We start from the raw sequence: 16,244 nt of genomic DNA, 5'->3' as shown, positions 1-16,244 counted from the left end.
AACCTCATGATGGCCGTCACCGCGCCCGCGCGTCGCCACCCGCCCACCGCACCGGCCCGGCGGTATCGTCACCGCCATGACCGACCGCCTCAAGCCCGGCGACCCCGCCCCCGACTTCACCCTCCCCACCGACGACGGCGGCACGCTGTCCCTGTCCGGCCTGCGCGGCCGCAAGGTCATCCTGTACGCGTACCCGGCCGCCATGACGCCCGGCTGCACGAAGCAGGCATGTGACTTCCGGGACTCGCTCGCCTCCCTCCAGGCCGCCGGCTACGAGGTGGTGGGCATCTCACCGGACAAGCCGGCCAAGCTCGCCAAGTTCCGCGACCGGGACGCCATCACGTTCCCGCTGGTCTCCGACGAGGACAAGGCGGTGCTGACCGCGTACGGCGCGTTCGGCGAGAAGCAGATGTACGGCCGCACCGTCACCGGGGTCATCCGCTCGACGTTCGTGGTGGACGAGGACGGCAGGATCGAGCAGGCGTTCTACAACGTGCGGGCCACCGGCCACGTCGCCAAGCTGCGCCGGGACCTCGGCCTCGACTGAGGTCACCGAGCGGCGCACCCCGGTCGCGGCCCGGAGTACACACGGCTGCGGCGCGACACTCTAAACTCAGCGGGTCGGCGGGAGTGGCGGAACGGCAGACGCGCAGGCCTTAGGAGCCTGTGTCCGAGAGGACGTGGGGGTTCGAAACCCCCCTCCCGCACCATCAACTGTGTCGCCCGCATCACGAACGCGGGTCCGGGTTGCGTCGTCACGCGCAGGATGGCGTCGTGGACCTGCGCTTCGTACTCGACCCCGACCTGACCTCCGAACTGCGCGAGCAGATCATCGCGCTCTGGGTGGACGTGACGAACGCCGGCGGCGCCGTCGGCTTCGTCGCCCCGGTGACGGCCGACGACGTACGCCCGCTCGCCACCTCCACGCTCGACGAGGTGGCGGACGGGCCGGACCGGCTGCTCGCCGGCTACGAGGGCGAACGCCTGGTCGCCGTCCTGGTCATCGCCGACAACCTGTTCCACCTCAAGACGCACTGGCGGGTGCTCAAGCGCGTCATGGTGCACCCGGACACGCAGGGACGCGGCCACGGCGCGGCGCTGATGCGCGAGGCCGAGCGGATCGCCCGAGGGCTCGGCCTGGCGGCGTTGCACGTGACGGTCCGCGACGGGCTCGGCCTGGACCGCTTCTACAAGCGCCTCGGCTACCGCGAGATCGGCCGCCTCCCCGCCGCGCTGCGCCTGTCCCCCACCGACGCCCGCGACGAGATCCTCATGTGGCTGGACCTCCCCACCTCCCCCTGACCTGCCCCGTCCCGTCCTCGCCCGCCCTGCCCTGCCCCGCCCTGCCCGCTCAGCTCGCCGATCTTGCACTTTCCGCCCCCGCAAAAGCCGCATCCCCGGGCAGATCGAGGGCCGCAAGGCAAGATCGGCGAGCTGAGCGGGCGGGCGCGGGGGCAGGAGCAGGGGCTGGGTCAGGAGCAGGGGGCCTGGGTGGGAGGGGCGGCGGCTGCCTGCACCAGGGGTTCCGTTGCGGCTGAGGTGGGGGCGGCGGGGGTGGACGACGGCGTGAGAGAGGCCGGAGGACTGGAGGTCTGCGTCCTGGGTGTGGGGGTCGGCTTCTTCGGAGCGGGTCTGGGGGTGGCGGGATCGGCGCCGTACATGCGGGTCTTGCCGCGCTGCACCTGGCCGGGGAGCATCCGGATGCCGGTGGCCGTCGCGCGGTGGCCGTACACGTCGGTGACCCGGATCTCGTACGGGCCGGGACCGGCCCCGGACGCGATCAGCCAGTAGTTGTAGTCCTGCCGCTGCGCCGCCCGCCACGAACCGTTCTGCCGTACCTCGACCGAGCGCAGCGGGTTGCCGTGGTCACCGACCAGGACGGCGAACCACCACTGCGACGAGCCCTCCTTCATCCGGAAGGTGAGCGGGCCGGACAGCCTCGGGTTCACCACCGCGCGGTAGCTGACCTTCACCACCCCCTGCACCGGGTCGGCGATCCGGGCGAACGCCTCGGCGGACAGGTCGAGGTGACCTGGTGCGCACTCCGGGCACTGGTCCATCACGAGCACCCGGACGGTGCCGCGTGGGCCGGTGACGTCGAGGAAGCCGCCGCAGGAGGCGCCGGAGGCGTAGTCGCTGGGGCCGAGCGCGACGTACATCCGGTCGGCGGGCGCGGCGGGCCGGGAGCAGTTGCCGCCGGCGCCCTCGGAGTCGTAGAAGGTGGCCTTGCCGCTGTGCGTCGTCCCGCCGACGGGCGGGGCGGCAGCCACCGGCAGGGCAGCGCCGGGCGGCAGAACGGCGGGCGGAAGAGCGGCCACGGCAGCGCGCGGAGGCGGCGCCGCGCAGGCGGGGGCGGCACCGCCGCGTACCGCGAGGGTCACCGCGACCGCGGCGGCGACGGTGACCAGCCCGGCGGTGGCCAGGCGGCGACGGCGGGAGGCGGTGCGGCGCCGGCCGTCCGGGATGGCGGGTCCGGGCGCGGCGCCGGTGGTCGGCGGGTGGGGTGCGGTGCCGTCGGTCACGCCGGTCGATGCTGCCGGACCGGCGTGCCGCGGGACAAGCGAGCTAAGCGAAAGCTAAACCGGGCGCAGCGTACGGGCGGTGGAGACGACACCGGCCAGCCCGCCGGCCAGTTCGGGGCGCTGCCGCAGCGAGTCCTCCAGGCGGACGCGCCACACACCGGTCTCGACCGGCAGCCGGGCGTCGCCGGCCCAGCGGACCCGGTCCCGGCTCTCGTCGAGGGCCACCGCCGCCGCCGGGCCCATCAGGGCGCCGAGTTCGCCGCGCAGCCAGCCGAACAGCTGCTCGTCGTGGATCGCCCCGCCGATGACCCGGGCGGCGTCCCACGCCACCCGCGGTTGGTGGATAACCTGCATCTCGACTCCCCGGTCGATGTGGCACTCCTCACCATCATCGATCCGGCGGCCATCCGGCGGCAAGGCCCGGACCCGGCCACCTCACCGCGGCGGTCCCGCGCCGCCGGGGCGTCACCGTCCGGGCGCGGGTCCACACGGTACGACGTGACTCAGTAGCATCGCGGCATGTCAGATCGCCACCAGCTCACCGATTCCGACAGCCGTGCGCAGGGCTCCGATGTGGAGCCGGGCGGGCCGGTGGAGGAGAAGGCGCCCCCGCGCCGACGGGGCCGGCGGATCGCCCTGATCGTGCTGCTCGTGGTGGTGCTGCTGGGCGGCGGCACGGCAGTGGCCGGCGGCCTCTACTACCGCTCGGTCGACAAGTCGATCGAGCGGGTCGACGCCTTCGAGGGCGTACCGGAGGAGTCGCGTCCGCAGGTCGAGGCCAAGGGTGCGATGAACATCATGATCCTGGGCAGCGACTCCCGCGACCCGGAGAGCACCGGCGGCTCACGCAGCGACACGATCATCCTGGCCCACCTGCCGAAGGACCGGTCGAGCGCCCAGCTCATCTCGATCCCCCGCGACACCTGGACGGCCGTCCCGAAGTCGAAGGAGGGCCGCGGCGGTCGCGACGCGAAGATCAATGCCGCGTACGCCTGGGGCGGCGTGCCGCTGATGGTGCAGACGGTGGAGAAGTTCAGCGGCGTACGGGTGGACAACGTGGCGATGGTCGACTTCGCCGGCTTCAAGGAGATCATCGACGCGCTCGGCGGTGTCGAGATCGACGTGGAGAAGGGCTTCACCACGAAGTACTCGCTGATCGGCACGCGGACCTTCGAGAAGGGCCGGCAGACGATGGACGGCGCCGCCGCGCTGGACTACGCGCGGGAGCGGCACGCCTTCCCGGACGGCGACTTTGCGCGTATCCGGCACCAGCAGCAGGTGATCAAGGCGATCCTGGACAAGGCCGCCTCGGGCGGTGTGATGACCAGCCCGGCCAAGCTGAACTCGTTCGTCCGTGCCACGTCCGACTCGGTGGCTGTCGACAAGTCACTGTCGCTGGTGGACCTCGCGATGGAGATGCGGGGCCTGCGCGGCGGCAACCTGACGTTCTTCACCTGCCCGGTCAAGGGCACCGGCCGGGTCGGCAGCGAGAGCGTCGTGTTCCCCGATCCGGCGCGCTCGAAGACGCTGTTCGACGCGGTGCGCCGCGACTCGGTCCCCGAGATCCTCGCCATCAGCGGAAAGTAGGACGTCGATCTGCCATGCCGGTGCTGGCGGCGGGGCGGGGTCGCTCGTATCCTGCGATCGCCGTCGGTCTCTGTATCCGGGCCGGTGGCGTCACGGGGGAGGATCGACCATGCCACGCCTGCCGGCGTTCGAGCATCCGTCTGCGCCGCCGTCCGGTGTGGCCATGAACCCGCCGATGGACAGCGGCATGGACACGACCACGGTGCTGCCGTACGCGGGGTCGCGGGCGTCGACGCGTACCCGATGGTTGCGGGCCTGGATGGTGACCGCGCCCATCGACGTCGCGGCGCTGCTCACGCCGCTGCTGCTCAGCCAGACCTACTGGCGTGGCACGTTGTTCAACGCCGCGCTCACAGTGGGCCTGTTCGCCGCGGGCGGGCTCTACCGGCCGCGCCGGCACATCAGCATCCTGGACGAACTGCCGAGCCTCGGCGGCCGGTTGCTGGCCTCCGGCGCGGTGGGGGCGATCATCGCGGCGCTGCGGCACGACTCGGTGCCGTACGTCAGCGGGTTCATGCGCGGTGTCGCGCTCTCCGCCGGCCTGGTGATCGTCGGGCGGGCGCTGAACAGCCGGCTCATCCTGCTGGCCCGCAAGCGCCGGTGGGTGGAGCACAACGCCATAGTCATCGGCGGCGGGCCGATCGGCGGTGAGCTGGCCCGGCTGCTGCGGCGCTACCCGCAGTACGGGCTGCGGTTCGTCGGCGCCGTCGACGCCCCGTCGCGGCCGCGGATCGGCGCGTTGCCGCTCATCGGCACGATCGACGACCTGGAGAAGCTCGCCGAGATGCTGGAGTGCGAGGTCCTCGTCATCGCGGACCCGGACTGCTCCGAGGCCGACCTGATGGAGTCGCTGCTGCGCCCGGCCAGTTCCCGCTGTGACCTGTGGGCGGTGCCGCGCCTGTGGGGCTCGCGGTCGCAGGGCGGCTACCCCGACCACATCGGCGCCATCCCGATCGTCAAGATCGGCGACACCACGCTCACCGGACCCCGGTGGCGGCTCAAGCGCGCGTCCGACGTGGTATTCGCGGTGACCGCCCTGCTGGTGCTGAGCCCGCTGCTGCTGCTCTGCGCCGCCGCCACGTTCCTCGACGGCGGCCGGGGCGTGTTCTTCCGCCAGGAGCGCATCGGCCGGTACGGCAAGCCGTTCCACGTGATCAAGTTCCGGTCGATGCGCCCGGCCGACGAGTACGAGTCGCAGACCACCTGGTCGATCGCGCACGACGAGCGGGTCGGCCCGATCGGGCGGTTCATGCGGCGGACCTCGCTGGACGAGCTGCCGCAGCTGTGGAACATCCTGCGCGGCGAGATGAGCGTGGTGGGGCCCCGGCCGGAGCGGCCGTACTTCGTGGAGAAGTTCTCCATGGAGTACCCGAGGTACGCGATGCGGCACCGCGTACCGGTCGGACTCACCGGGCTCGCGCAGGTCAGCGGCCTGCGCGGGGACACGCCGATCTCGGACCGGGCGCGGTTCGACAACTACTACGTCGAGAACTGGTCGCTCTGGCTCGACATCAAGATCGTCCTGCGTACCGTCACCGAGGTGTTCCGGGGCGGAGGGCGCTGAGCGCCTCGGCCAGGTCCGCGTGCCAGTCCCCCGGCGGCGGCAGCTTCGCGGCGGCCCACCGGCCGTGTGCCAGCACACTGTAGCGGGGGCGCGGCGCCGGGCGCGGGAAGCGGTCGCTCGTCGTCGGCCGGACCCGGTCCGGGTCGAGACCACGCAGGGCGAAGACGGCGCGGGCCAGGCCGTACCAGGTGGTCTCACCGGCGGCGGTGCCGTGGTACGTCCCGGGCGCGGCGTCGCCGGCGAGCGCCGCGTCGGCGAGCGCCACGAGACGCTCCGCGAACCGGTACGACCAGGTGGGCTGGCCGCGCTGGTCGTCCACCACGTCGAGCCGGTCGCGTTCGGCTGCCAGCCGCAGCATGGTGGTGACGAAGTTGCGCCCGTGGGTTGCGTAGAGCCAGGCGGTGCGCACCACGTACCCGGTCTCGGGCAGCAGCCGGGCCACCGCCCGCTCCCCGGCGAGCTTGCTGCGCCCGTACGCGTTCACCGGGCCGGTCGGGGCGTCCTCCGGGTACGGCTCGGTGGCGTCCCCGGCGAACACGTAGTCGGTGGAGACGTGCACGAGGCGCGCGCCGGACACGGCACAGGCGCCGGCCAGCGCGGCGACCGCGTCGCCGTTGACGGCGGTGGCGTCCCGCTCGCGGCTCTCGGCGCCGTCCACGTCGGTCCACGCGGCGGCGTTGAACACCACGTCGTGGCCGCCCACCGCGTCCCGGACCGCGTGCGTGTCGGTGACGTCGAGGTCGGCGCGGCCGGCGGCGGTGAACGACAGGTCCGGCCGGGTCCGCAGCACGGCGAGCAGATCCCGCCCGAGCATCCCGCCCGCGCCGGTGACCAGGATCCGCGTCATTCGGGGCCGGCCGTCTTCAGCGGCTCCCACCAGGCCCGGTTGTCCCGGTACCAGCTGATCGTCTCGGCCAGGCCCCGGTCGAGGTCGATGCTCGGGGCGTACCCCAGCTCGCTGCTGATCTTGCCGATGTCCAGCGAGTAGCGGCGGTCGTGGCCCTTGCGGTCGGTGACCGGCACGACCCGGTCCCAGCCGGCCCCGCACGCCGCCAGGAGCCGCTCGGTGAGCTGCCGGTTGGTCAGCTCGGTGCCGCCGCCGATGTGGTAGACCTCGCCGGCCCGCCCCTTCTCCTGCACCATCGCCACGCCCCGGCAGTGGTCGTGCACGTGCAGCCAGTCCCGGACGTTTCCGCCGTCGCCGTAGAGCGGCACGGTGCCGCCGTCGAGCAGGTTGGTCACGAACAGCGGGACGACCTTCTCCGGGAACTGGTACGGCCCGTAGTTGTTGGAGCAGCGGGTCACCACGACGTCCAGGCCGTGGGTGCGGTGGTAGGACAGCGCCAGCAGATCCGATCCGGCCTTGGACGCCGAGTACGGCGAGTTCGGCGACAGCGGCCAGTCCTCCGTCCACGAGCCGGAGTCGATCGAGCCGTACACCTCGTCGGTGGAGACGTGCACGAACCGGCGGACGCCGTGCCGCAGTGCGGCGTCCAGCATCGTCTGGGTGCCGAGCACGTTCGTGGTGACGAACGGTGCCGCGCCGGTGATCGAACGGTCCACGTGCGACTCGGCGGCGAAGTGGACGATCACGTCGTGGCCCGGCACCACCTCGTCGGCGAGCGCCGGATCGCAGATGTCGCCGCGGACGAAGCGCAGCCGGGGATCGGCGCGTACCGGCGCCAGGTTCGCCAGGTTGCCGGAGTAGGTGAGCTTGTCCAGCACGGTGAGCGCGGCCGGGCCCTCGACCGGCACCCCGGCCGCGTCGCCGCCGGGCACGCCCAGCAGCATCCGCACGTACTCCGACCCGATGAAGCCGGCGCCGCCGGTGACGAGGATCCTCACGGGTCGTGGAGTCTACGCCGTAGCGGCAGCCCCGGCGCGACGTCGACGGGCCACGGGGGCGGCGGCGTCGCGGGTAGTCTCCGCGAGTGCGCGGAATCCTTCTCGCCGGTGGCACCGGATCCCGGCTCTGGCCGATCACCCGGGCCGTCTCGAAGCAACTGATGCCGGTGTTCGACAAGCCGATGGTCTACTACCCGCTCTCCACCCTGGTGATGGCCGGTGTGCGGGACATCCTGGTGGTGACCACACCGGAGGACCGCGCCCAGTTCGAGCGGCTGCTCGGCGACGGCAGTCAGTGGGGGCTGTGCCTGTCGTACACCGAGCAGCCCCGCCCGGAGGGCATCGCGCAGGCGTTCCTGCTCGGCGCCGACTTCGTCGGCGAGGAGTCGGTGGCGCTGATCCTCGGCGACAACATCTTCCACGGCGTCGGGCTCGGCCGGCAGCTCGCGCAGCACGGCGAACCGGCCGGTGGGCGGGTCTTCGCGTACCCGGTGGCGAACCCGCAGGACTACGGCGTGGTCGAGTTCGACGACGCCGGCCGGGTGCTGTCGATCGAGGAGAAGCCGGCCCGCCCCCGGTCCCGGTACGCGGTGCCGGGCCTCTACTTCTACGACAACCGGGTGGTCGACATCGCCCGCAAGCTGACCCCGAGCGCCCGGGGCGAGCTGGAGATCACCGCGATCAACGAGACGTACCGGTCGTGGGGCGAGCTGACGGTGACGGTGCTCGACCGGGGCACCGCGTGGCTGGACACCGGCACGTTCACGTCGATGATGCAGGCCGCCGAGTTCGTCCGGGTGATCGAGGAACGCCAGGGCATGAAGATCGGCTGCGTCGAGGAGGTCGCCTGGCGGTCCGGGCTGATCGACGACGAGCGGTTGCGGATGCTGGCCCATCCGCTGACCCGCAGCGGCTACGGCGATTACCTGCTGGGCCTGCTCGCCGACCGGTCCGGGACGGGGGGCGCGTCGTGAAGATCCGTCCGCTGGGCATCGAGGGTGCCTGGGAGGTGACCCCGCGCCTGCACGGCGACCCGCGGGGCCTGTTCCTGGAGTGGTACCGGTTCGACCGGCTCGCCGAGGCGGTCGGGCATCCGCTGCGGCTGGCGCAGGGCAACCTGTCCGTCTCGGCGCGGGACGTGGTGCGCGGCATCCACTTCGCCGACGTACCGCCCGGCCAGGCCAAGTACGTGACCTGCGTACGCGGGGCGGTGCTGGACGTGGTGGTGGACGTGCGGGCCGGCTCGCCGACGTACGGCCGGTGGGAGGCGGTACGCCTCGACGACACCGACCGGCGGGCCGTCTACCTGGCCGAAGGGCTGGGGCACGGGTTCTGCGCACTCACCGACGACGCGACGCTCAGCTACCTCTGCTCCGCCACGTACAACCCGGCGGGTGAGCACACGGTGCACCCGCTCGATCCGGACCTCGGGATCGACTGGCCGGCGGCGACGCCGCTGCTGTCCGAGCGGGACGCGTCGGCACCGCGCCTGGCCGAGGCGCGCGCGGCGGGCCTGCTGCCCGCCTACGACGTCTGCCGCTCCTTCACCGAGGCGTTGGACACCCGGCCGTCGCTCTGACCCGGCGCACCCGCCGGCTCCGCGACGGCGTCGGCTGGGTGACGGCGCACCGTCGTCGCCCAGAGCGCCCGCACGTCCGCACTCACCGGAGTGCCGGCCCGGCGATAGCCGAGTACCAGCGCGATGCCGGCCCCGACGGCCAGGCCACCGAGCGCACCGCCGAGGGCGTACCACTGCCACCGCACCGGCTCCGGACGTGGCGGCGGCGCGGCGGCCCGGACCACGGCGACGTGGGCCTTGAGCCCGAGCCCGGCGGGCGGCAGGTCGCGTTCGGCGATCCGCTGCAGTTCGGCGGCGAGCGCGGCGGCGATCGCCGCGGCGGTGCCGGCGGACCGGTCGGTGACCGCCACGTCGATCGCCAGCGAGTCGACAGTGGACGAGGCGACGACGCGGCCGGCCAGGTCGTCGGTGGTGTACGGCAGTCCGAGCGAGCCGATCACCGGGCGGGTCAGCCGGGGCGTGTTCATCATGGTGGCGTACGTCTTCACCCGCCGCTGCATCAGCCGGCCCGCCTCGTCGGCCGGCGGGCGGGGCTGGGGCTCGGCCGACTTCTCGGCGGCGAACGTGACGAGCATCTGGGTCTCGGCCCGGTAGACCGGCGGCCGGCGTTCGGCGAGGACCCCGGTGAACGCGCCGCACAGCAGCGTCAGCGCCAGCACGATCGGCCACCGCCTGCCGATCGTGTCGCGGAAGTGGGCGAGGTCCACGACCGGTCACCCTACCGGCGTCGTGGAGCCCTGGGCGTACCCGCCCGCCGGGTCCATTGCGCGGCGGCGCTCATGTCGGGTAGAACAGGCCCGCACACATCCGCGCATCTCGGGGGAAGACGAGTGGATTCCGCGTGGCCGGCTCGTGGCCGGCGCCGGCGCCTGGGCGCCGGGTGTTAGGCCGACTCCGGCGGATCGTCTCCCCCGAGCGTCTCTATCTGGTCGCCCTGGGCCTGACCGGGCTCGCCGCGCTGGTGTCGGTGACGCTGCCGGCGGCGGAACGCGGCGAACTCGCGGCGAACATGGTCAGCGCCACTGTGGGCGCGGCACTCGGCGGCCTGTCCGTCGACACGTTCCTGCTGTCCCGCCCGGCCGGCTGGATCATGTCGCGCGGTCGCCTGTGGATCGCCGGCATCCTCACCGTCTCGCTCGGCCTCACCGCGCTGGCCGCGGCGCTGCTGACCACGCTGGCCGGGCTGGGCAGCCACCCGGTCGGCATCGGCGCGGGCTGCGCGCTCACCGTGTTCAACACGGCCGCCTCGCTCGGCCTGCGCCTGAAGCGGTTCTGGTTCGTCTACACCATGCGGGCGCTCGGCGGCGCGGTGCTGGTGGCCGGGTACGGGCTGCTGTGGCTGGGGCACCGGCTCGACGGTGGCCTGTGGAGCGTCCTCTGGCTGGGTGTGCAGGTCGCCACCGCGACGGTGCTCGGCGTGGCGGTGCTGGGCTGGGCGCGGCGGTTCGGTCCGGTGCCGGCGGCGACGGCCGGGCGCACGGAGTACCGCGCCGACCTGCTCGCGGTGGGCCGGCTGCACGTCGGGGTGTGCGCGCAGATGCTGACGTACCGGCTGAGCCAGGTCCTGGTGGCCCGGTTCGCCGGCGCGGGCGCGCTCGGCGTGTTCGCGCTGGCGGTGGCGGCGCTGGAGTTCGCGCAGTCCGGCGCGGTGGTCCGGGCGCAACGGATCCTGGCCGAACGCGACCCGGACGCGATCGGCGACCACGGCCGCGACGTGGTCAGGTCGGCGCTGCCGATCGCCGCGCTCGCCGTGATCGGCCTGGCGGTGCTCGGCGTGCTGGCGCCCGACTACCACGACGCCTGGATCTTCGGGCTGCTCCTGCTGCCGGGGACGCTGGCGTTGTCGGCCGGCAAGACGTGGAGCGCCGCGCTGCTCAAGCGCGCCGGTGAGCAGGCCACCACCGCCGTGGCCCTGGTCACCATGTCGGTGTCGGTGGTGCTGTACGTTCTGCTCATCCCGTGGGCCGGCGCGCTCGGCGCCGCGGTCGCGTCGTCTGTCGCCTACGGCGTCTACGCGTTGCGCACCCGGCAGCGACTCCAGCGGTCCACGCACCTCCTCGTCAATCGGATGGCCTAGCGGTGGACGTCTCAATCGTCGTGTTGACCTGGGAAGACTTCGAGCGCACCGACGGCTGCGTCCGTTCGCTGCCCGAGGATGCGGAAGCCGTCGTGGTGGACAACGGCAGTGCCGCCGAGATCAGCGACAGGCTGCGGGCGATGTGCGCCGAGACCGGCGCGCGGTACGTGCGTTCGGAGACGAACCTCGGCTACGCCAAGGGCATGAACCTCGGCGTCCGGCACAGCACCCGGTCCCGGGTGGTGCTGTCGAACAACGACATCCTCGTACGGCCGGGCGCGATCGAGCGGCTGGCCGCCGAACTGGACGACCCGGCTGTGGGCGCGGCGTTCCCGAAGGTGCTCGACGCGACCGGCCGGGACCAGACCGCGGCCGGCCGGTTCCTCACAGTGGGCACCGGCGTCGCGCACGCCACCGGGCTCAGCCTGGTGTTCCCGAGGCTGCGGATCGTGGCGCCTCCCGAGCGGGGTGACTGGCTCTCCGGGCCGTTCGTGGCGATCCGGCGGGAGACGCTGGACCGGATCGGCGGCGTGGACGAGTCGTCGTTCTTCTACTCCGAGGACCTGCGGCTGTGCTGGGCGGTGCGCCGGCTCGGGCTGCGCCTGGCGTACCTGCCGGACGCCGTGGTCACGCACGAGGACGACGCGAGCGCGAAGCGCCGGTGGGCCGCCGAGGAGATCTCCCGCCGGCAGACCCGCGAGTTCATCCGGGCCAGCCGTGAGCTGGCCGGGTGGCGGGGCACTGTGGCCTGCTCCGCGTACACGCTGGGGGTGTTGGCCCGGGCGGCGGTGGGCGGCGGGGCGGCGCGGCGGGCGATCGCCCGCGGAGCCCTGGAAGGCATGGGCGTCCGATGAGGGTGCTGTTCGTCTGCACCACCGGCGGGTCGGGGCGGCGGCAGCTCGGCGGCGCCGAGCGCTTCCTGATCGAGATGCTGCCGGCGCTCGCGGCCCGCGGCGTCGACGTGGTCGCCGCCACCCCGGACGACGAGGTCGCGGCGGCGTTGCGGGACGCGGGCGTGCCGTGGCGTCCGCTGGGCGCGGCCAAGCGGGTGGACCTGGGGTACGCGCGCGGCATCCGCGCCCTCGTCGAGGAACTGCGGCCGGACGTGGTGAGCGCGCATCTGCTCTCCGCCGCGATGCACGCCCGCGCCGGCCTGGGCGTGCGGGGCCGTCGCACACCGCTGGTGGTGACGCTGCACAACAGCCTCTGGCAGTACCGCGACACGGCGGAGACGCTACGCGCGAAGGCCGCGGTGCAGGCGAACATCAGCACCGACCTGATGTTCCGGCGGCTGAGGCCGCACGCGACGGTCGCGGTCTCCGGCTTCGAGGCCCACGAGCTTCGGGTACGCGGGCGGATCCGCGACGTGCGGGTGATCCCGAACCCACTGCCCGCCATCTGGCCGCAGGTGGCCGACACCGGTGGCCTCGCACCGGACGGCCCGGTGCGGGTGGGCTTCCTCGGCCGGCTGGAACGGGAGAAGGGCGCCGACCTGCTCGGGGACGTAGCGGCGGCGCTGCCGGACGTGGAGTTCCTGGTCGCCGGCGCGGGCACCGTCGCCGTCGAGGAGCGGCCGAACCTGCACCTGGTCGGCCGGGTCGACGCCGCGCCGTTCCTGCAACGGCTGCACTGCCTGCTGGTGCCGTCCCGGGTGGAGGCGTTCGGGCGCAGCGCGCTGGAGGCGATGTCGCTCGGCGTACCGGTGGTGCACTCCGGCGCGGGCGGCCTGACCGAGGTGACAGCCGCCGGTGACGGCGTGCTCGCGTACCGGGCGGAGCTGACGCCGCAGGCGCTGGCCGCCGCCGTGCGTACGGCCACCGACCCGGCCGCGTGGGACGAGCGGCGGCGCGAGCTGGCCCGGCAGTACGCGGACCGGCACTCGTTCGACGGATGCGTGGACGACTGGCACGACCTGTACCGGACGGTCGCCCGTGACACCCGCTGAGCGACGCCTCTGGTCGGTCGGGATCCCGTTCGCGCTGGGCGCGGCCCTGCTGCTGGCCACGCTCGACGCCGGGGTCGCCGTCGCGCTCGCGCTGGCGGCCGGCACGCTGTTCGCCGCGCGCCTGCGGATGTGGGCGCTCGCCGCCTGCGCCGCCGTCTGGACCGCCGCGCTGCTCGCCGTACGGGTGCTGCCGGGCCCGTACGACTCGTGGGCCGGTCGCGGGGTGCTGCCGGTGCTCGCCGGTTACGTCACCGTCTTCCTGCTGGCCTGGGCGGTGGGCCGGCGGCTGATTGACAGGCGGGACGAGGACGGCGACCGCACCCGTCCGGCGCTGTCCTGGCCGTCCGAGCGGCGCCTGCTGACGTACCTGTCCGTGCTGCTCGGCATCGCGGTGGTGACCGCGGCGATCCGGTTCCGGGGAACGGTGCCGCCGCTGCTCGCCGACAACCCGGACGCCGCCCGGCAGGTGCTGCGCGAACAGTCGAACCTGGTCATCGGGCTGCTGTCCGAGGCGTGGACGCTCGGCATGGCCGTCTCGCTGCTGCGTGCGTTGTCCGCGCGCGGCCGGGCGCTGCCCGTCTACTACGCGCTCACCGCTGTCTTCACCGTCGGCGCGGCGCTCGGCGCGAGCAAGAACTCGGTGCTGGTGGGCATCGCGCCCGCGCTGATCGCGGCGCTGTCGGTCCGGCGTACCCGGGGGCGGGCCGCGTCGTTCCTGGCCGCGCGGACACCGGTGGTGCTGCTGATCGGCGCGGTGGCGCTCGGCGCGGCGGTGTTCCTCGGCGGGCAGCGCACCATGGCCGGCACCGGCGCGTTCGAGACCGAGTTCCGGGCCCGCTACGGCAGCAACGCGCTGACCAGCAGCGCCGGATCGCTCGACCTGTCGCTGAGTTCGTCCACCGAGACGTTCGGGCGGGTGTGGTCGCAGCGGGAGCACCTGGAACCCCGGTACGGCACGTACTCGTTGACGTTCCTCGGCTCCCGGGTCGAGCCGATCGTCGGCAAGGCGGACCTGTACGGGCTGACGTCCCAGCTCAGCCAGCCGTACCTGATGAACACGGCCACGTTCGTGGCCATCCCGCTGCTCGACTACGGCCCACTGGGCGCGGTGTTCTTCCTGGCGGCGCTGGGGCTGGCGGTGGGCGCGACCGAACGGTGGTTCGAGTTCTCCCGCGCGCCGGCCGGGCAACTGGCGCGGGCGTTCGTCGTCTACTTCGCGCTGTTCGGCGTCTACGAGCTGTATCCGCTGATCCATCCGACCTGGCTGAGCCTCGTGCCCGGCCTCTGGGTGCTGTACCGGCTGGGCAGGAGCACGGCATGACGTTCGACGGGCTCACCGTGGTCACCGTCCTCTACCGGTCCGCCGGCATGCTCGCCGAGACGTTGCCGACCTGGGTACGCAGCGCGGGTGACCTGCCGATCCGGTTCGTCTTCGCGGACAACTGGCCGTCCGACGGATGCGCCGAGGTGATCGCCGGGAACCTGCCGGCCGACCGGTACGCGTACCTGCCCGACTCCACGAATCCGGGTTTCGCGGCCGGCTGCAACCGGGGGGCGGCGACGGTCGCCACGAGCCACCTGCTGCTGCTGAACCCGGACGTGTGGCTGCCGGACGACGCGCTGGCCCGGATCTGCGCCGCCGTCGCCGCCGGCCCGGACGCCCCGCTCGCTGTCGGCCTCGCCATGCACGGCGGCGAGTACGTGGGCATCGACCTGAACCCGGTGTCGCTGTTCATCGACAGGCGGTCCACGGCGAGTCGTGCCCCGCTCGGCCCGTCCGGCGGCGCGGCGGTCTTCCCGGCCGCGCTGTACCGGCGCTTCGGCGGCTTCGACGAACACCTGTTCGCCTGGGGCGAGGACGCCGACCTGGCGTTCCGGCTCTACGCCTCCGGGCTGCGCACGCGCGGGCTGGACGTGGTGCTGCCGCACGCGGGCGGGCACAGCGTGGACGGCGACGGCCGGTTGCAGGGGTTCCGGGCGTTCCTGCTGGCCCGCAACCGGCTGCTGGTCGCGTCCCGCACGTTCACCTGGCCGCTGCTGCTCGTGGCGGTGCCGGTGCTGGCGCTCGCGCACCTCGCGCTGGCCGCCCGGCGGGTCCGGCAGGGCCTGCTGCGCCCGTTCCTGCGCGGCGTCGGACGCGGGCTGGCCGAAGGGCCGGCGGCCCGCCGCCGCTGGACCGGGCGGCGGTTCGGGTTCGTGTCGCTGCTCGGCTACCTGACCGCTCGGAGGGCGTGATGACGGCACAGCCGTGGACAGTGGTGACGGTCACCTACCACTCGGCGGACACGCTGCGCCGCTGCTGGCGCGGCCCGAAGCCGTACGAGTGGCTGGTGGTCGACAACGCCTCGGCCGACGACTCGGCGGCGGTCGCCGAGGAGCTGGGCGCGCGGGTGATCCGGCTGCCGGAGAACGTCGGTTTCTCCCGCGCCAACAACGTCGCGTTGCGCGAGGCGACCGGCCGGTACGTGCTGTTCGCCAACCCGGACCTGGAGGTACGCCCGGACGACCTGGACGCGCTGGCCCGGCACCTGGACACGCACGGCGGACTGGTCGCGCCGCAACTGCTCGGCACCGACGGCACGGCGCAGGCCAACGGGCGCGGCTTCCCGTACGCGACGGCGAAGCTCGGCAACCGGAAGGTGTGGCCGCTGTCCCGGCTGCACGCCGCGTACCGGCTGGTGGCCGCGCCCGGCGAGACGCGCCACGTCGCCTGGGTGATGGGCGCGGCGGTGGCCGGCCGTACGGCCGACGTCATCGAGCTGGGTGGGTGGAATGAGCGGTTCTTCCTCTACTACGAGGACCACGAGCTGGGGCTGCGCGCCTGGCGGCACGGGATGCCGGTGGCGGTGCTGGGTGACGTGCGGTGGACCCACCACTGGGCTCGCGCGACGAACTCGGTGCGCTGGTCCCGGGCGCACACGCTGGAGCTGCGCAGCGCCCGGACGTTCTTCGGGCTGTACCCGGAGTTCCTGGTCGGCCTGCCGCGTCCCGCGCGTCGGCACCGCCGGGCCGCCGGTCTGGTCGGTACGGCGGTGCCGTCGGTTCCGTCCACTCCGGACCTGTCGTCCACTCCAGACCTGCCTCCCGCTCCGGACCGCGCCGGGGAGTGATCGGAGCCGGTCGCG

General features: G+C 73.5%; 17 protein-coding genes and 1 tRNA gene. 13 read left to right on the top strand and 5 right to left on the bottom strand.

Annotated elements, in window-relative coordinates; all coding sequences use genetic code 11:
• Positions 1–76: 76 nt before the first annotated feature.
• The 3 genes from bcp to NMK34_RS06530 all read left to right on the top strand — a co-directional run bounded on the left by bcp (position 77) and on the right by NMK34_RS06530 (position 1,302).
• Entirely contained in the window at positions 77–547 is a 471-nt protein-coding gene (gene bcp / locus NMK34_RS06540) for a thioredoxin-dependent thiol peroxidase (protein ID WP_318332634.1), read from the top strand.
• A 77-nt stretch (positions 548–624) separates the two neighbouring features.
• Positions 625–710: transfer RNA gene (locus NMK34_RS06535), tRNA-Leu, on the top strand.
• A 64-nt stretch (positions 711–774) separates the two neighbouring features.
• Positions 775–1,302, top strand: a complete 528-nt coding sequence (locus NMK34_RS06530) for a GNAT family N-acetyltransferase (protein WP_318332633.1) — start codon at positions 775–777, stop codon at positions 1,300–1,302.
• Between the two features lie 170 nt (positions 1,303–1,472).
• Here the strand turns inward: NMK34_RS06530 and NMK34_RS06525 are convergent, their stop codons facing one another.
• Positions 1,473–2,522, bottom strand: coding sequence for an expansin EXLX1 family cellulose-binding protein (locus NMK34_RS06525; RefSeq protein ID WP_318332632.1), 1,050 nt, complete (start codon positions 2,520–2,522; stop codon positions 1,473–1,475).
• A 54-nt stretch (positions 2,523–2,576) separates the two neighbouring features.
• Positions 2,577–2,876 carry a hypothetical protein gene (locus NMK34_RS06520; protein ID WP_318332631.1) on the bottom strand — a complete coding sequence of 100 codons (300 nt, stop codon included), beginning with the start codon at positions 2,874–2,876 and terminating at the stop codon, positions 2,577–2,579.
• A 165-nt stretch (positions 2,877–3,041) separates the two neighbouring features.
• On the opposite strand from NMK34_RS06520, the gene NMK34_RS06515 reads away from it, so the two are divergent.
• Together NMK34_RS06515 and NMK34_RS06510 are read left to right on the top strand one after the other, a co-directional pair.
• A complete protein-coding gene (locus NMK34_RS06515; protein ID WP_318332630.1) occupies positions 3,042–4,109 on the top strand; it encodes an LCP family protein in 1,068 nt (355 codons plus the stop codon).
• 109 nt (positions 4,110–4,218) lie between these two features.
• Positions 4,219–5,673 carry a sugar transferase gene (locus NMK34_RS06510; protein ID WP_318332629.1) on the top strand — a complete coding sequence of 485 codons (1,455 nt, stop codon included), beginning with the start codon at positions 4,219–4,221 and terminating at the stop codon, positions 5,671–5,673.
• Here the strand turns inward: NMK34_RS06510 and rfbD are convergent.
• Both rfbD and rfbB read right to left on the bottom strand, forming a co-directional pair.
• Positions 5,642–6,520, bottom strand: a complete 879-nt coding sequence (gene rfbD, locus NMK34_RS06505) for a dTDP-4-dehydrorhamnose reductase (protein ID WP_318332628.1) — start codon at positions 6,518–6,520, stop codon at positions 5,642–5,644. The two genes, NMK34_RS06510 and rfbD, sit on opposite strands and share 32 nt — an antisense overlap.
• Positions 6,517–7,518 carry a dTDP-glucose 4,6-dehydratase gene (gene rfbB, locus NMK34_RS06500; RefSeq protein WP_318332627.1) on the bottom strand — a complete coding sequence of 334 codons (1,002 nt, stop codon included), beginning with the start codon at positions 7,516–7,518 and terminating at the stop codon, positions 6,517–6,519. The genes rfbD and rfbB overlap by 4 nt, the downstream gene beginning before the upstream one ends.
• Before the next feature lie 86 nt (positions 7,519–7,604).
• Here rfbB and rfbA point away from each other — a divergent pair, with 86 nt between their 5' ends.
• Positions 7,605–8,492 (top strand): glucose-1-phosphate thymidylyltransferase RfbA, encoded by an 888-nt coding sequence (gene rfbA, locus NMK34_RS06495; protein WP_318332626.1) that lies wholly within the window; start codon positions 7,605–7,607, stop codon positions 8,490–8,492.
• The gene (locus NMK34_RS06490) at positions 8,489–9,097 is read left to right on the top strand and encodes a dTDP-4-dehydrorhamnose 3,5-epimerase family protein (RefSeq protein WP_318332625.1); all 609 of its coding nucleotides are present in this window, start codon (positions 8,489–8,491) and stop codon (positions 9,095–9,097) included. The genes rfbA and NMK34_RS06490 overlap by 4 nt, the downstream gene beginning before the upstream one ends.
• On the opposite strand, the gene NMK34_RS06485 is transcribed toward NMK34_RS06490, so the two are convergent.
• On the bottom strand, positions 9,043–9,804 hold the full coding sequence (locus NMK34_RS06485) for a lipopolysaccharide biosynthesis protein (protein ID WP_318332624.1): 762 nt from the start codon (positions 9,802–9,804) through the stop codon (positions 9,043–9,045). The two genes, NMK34_RS06490 and NMK34_RS06485, sit on opposite strands and share 55 nt — an antisense overlap.
• 173 nt (positions 9,805–9,977) lie before the next feature.
• Between NMK34_RS06485 and NMK34_RS06480 the strand changes: the two genes are divergently transcribed.
• The 6 genes from NMK34_RS06480 to NMK34_RS06455 are packed head-to-tail and all read left to right on the top strand — an operon-like array spanning position 9,978 to position 16,229.
• Entirely contained in the window at positions 9,978–11,174 is a 1,197-nt protein-coding gene (locus tag NMK34_RS06480) for a hypothetical protein (protein WP_262014852.1), read from the top strand.
• 2 nt (positions 11,175–11,176) lie between these two features.
• Complete coding sequence (locus NMK34_RS06475) at positions 11,177–12,028, top strand: glycosyltransferase family 2 protein (RefSeq protein ID WP_318332623.1); 852 nt, start codon at positions 11,177–11,179, stop codon at positions 12,026–12,028.
• On the top strand, positions 12,025–13,119 hold the full coding sequence (locus tag NMK34_RS06470) for a glycosyltransferase family 4 protein (RefSeq protein ID WP_318332622.1): 1,095 nt from the start codon (positions 12,025–12,027) through the stop codon (positions 13,117–13,119). The genes NMK34_RS06475 and NMK34_RS06470 overlap by 4 nt, the downstream gene beginning before the upstream one ends.
• A complete protein-coding gene (locus NMK34_RS06465) occupies positions 13,106–14,440 on the top strand; it encodes a hypothetical protein (protein ID WP_318332621.1) in 1,335 nt (444 codons plus the stop codon). The genes NMK34_RS06470 and NMK34_RS06465 overlap by 14 nt, the downstream gene beginning before the upstream one ends.
• Positions 14,437–15,354, top strand: a complete 918-nt coding sequence (locus tag NMK34_RS06460) for a glycosyltransferase family 2 protein (RefSeq protein WP_318332620.1) — start codon at positions 14,437–14,439, stop codon at positions 15,352–15,354. The genes NMK34_RS06465 and NMK34_RS06460 overlap by 4 nt, the downstream gene beginning before the upstream one ends.
• Positions 15,354–16,229, top strand: coding sequence for a glycosyltransferase (locus tag NMK34_RS06455; RefSeq protein ID WP_318332619.1), 876 nt, complete (start codon positions 15,354–15,356; stop codon positions 16,227–16,229). Before NMK34_RS06460 ends, NMK34_RS06455 begins: the two co-directional genes overlap by 1 nt.
• Positions 16,230–16,244: the final 15 nt, after the last annotated feature.

This window comes from Micromonospora sp. BRA006-A (assembly GCF_033433935.1).
GTDB classification, from domain to species: domain Bacteria; phylum Actinomycetota; class Actinomycetes; order Mycobacteriales; family Micromonosporaceae; genus Micromonospora; species Micromonospora aurantiaca.
The sequence above is the reverse complement of the archived record's forward strand: the minus strand, read 5'-3'. Positions and strand labels throughout refer to the sequence as shown.

Excerpts from the sequence above, each read along its gene's own strand:
- NMK34_RS06520 (WP_318332631.1), bottom strand. The coding sequence starts at position 2,876 with ATGCAGGTTATCCACCAACCGCGGGTGGCGTGGGACGCCGCCCGGGTC.
- NMK34_RS06515 (WP_318332630.1), top strand. The coding sequence starts at position 3,042 with ATGTCAGATCGCCACCAGCTCACCGATTCCGACAGCCGTGCGCAGGGC.
- rfbD (WP_318332628.1), bottom strand. The coding sequence starts at position 6,520 with ATGACGCGGATCCTGGTCACCGGCGCGGGCGGGATGCTCGGGCGGGAT.
- NMK34_RS06460 (WP_318332620.1), top strand. The coding sequence starts at position 14,437 with ATGACGTTCGACGGGCTCACCGTGGTCACCGTCCTCTACCGGTCCGCC.
- NMK34_RS06455 (WP_318332619.1), top strand. The coding sequence starts at position 15,354 with ATGACGGCACAGCCGTGGACAGTGGTGACGGTCACCTACCACTCGGCG.
- NMK34_RS06470 (WP_318332622.1), top strand. The coding sequence starts at position 12,025 with ATGAGGGTGCTGTTCGTCTGCACCACCGGCGGGTCGGGGCGGCGGCAG.
- bcp (WP_318332634.1), top strand. The coding sequence starts at position 77 with ATGACCGACCGCCTCAAGCCCGGCGACCCCGCCCCCGACTTCACCCTC.
- NMK34_RS06510 (WP_318332629.1), top strand. The coding sequence starts at position 4,219 with ATGCCACGCCTGCCGGCGTTCGAGCATCCGTCTGCGCCGCCGTCCGGT.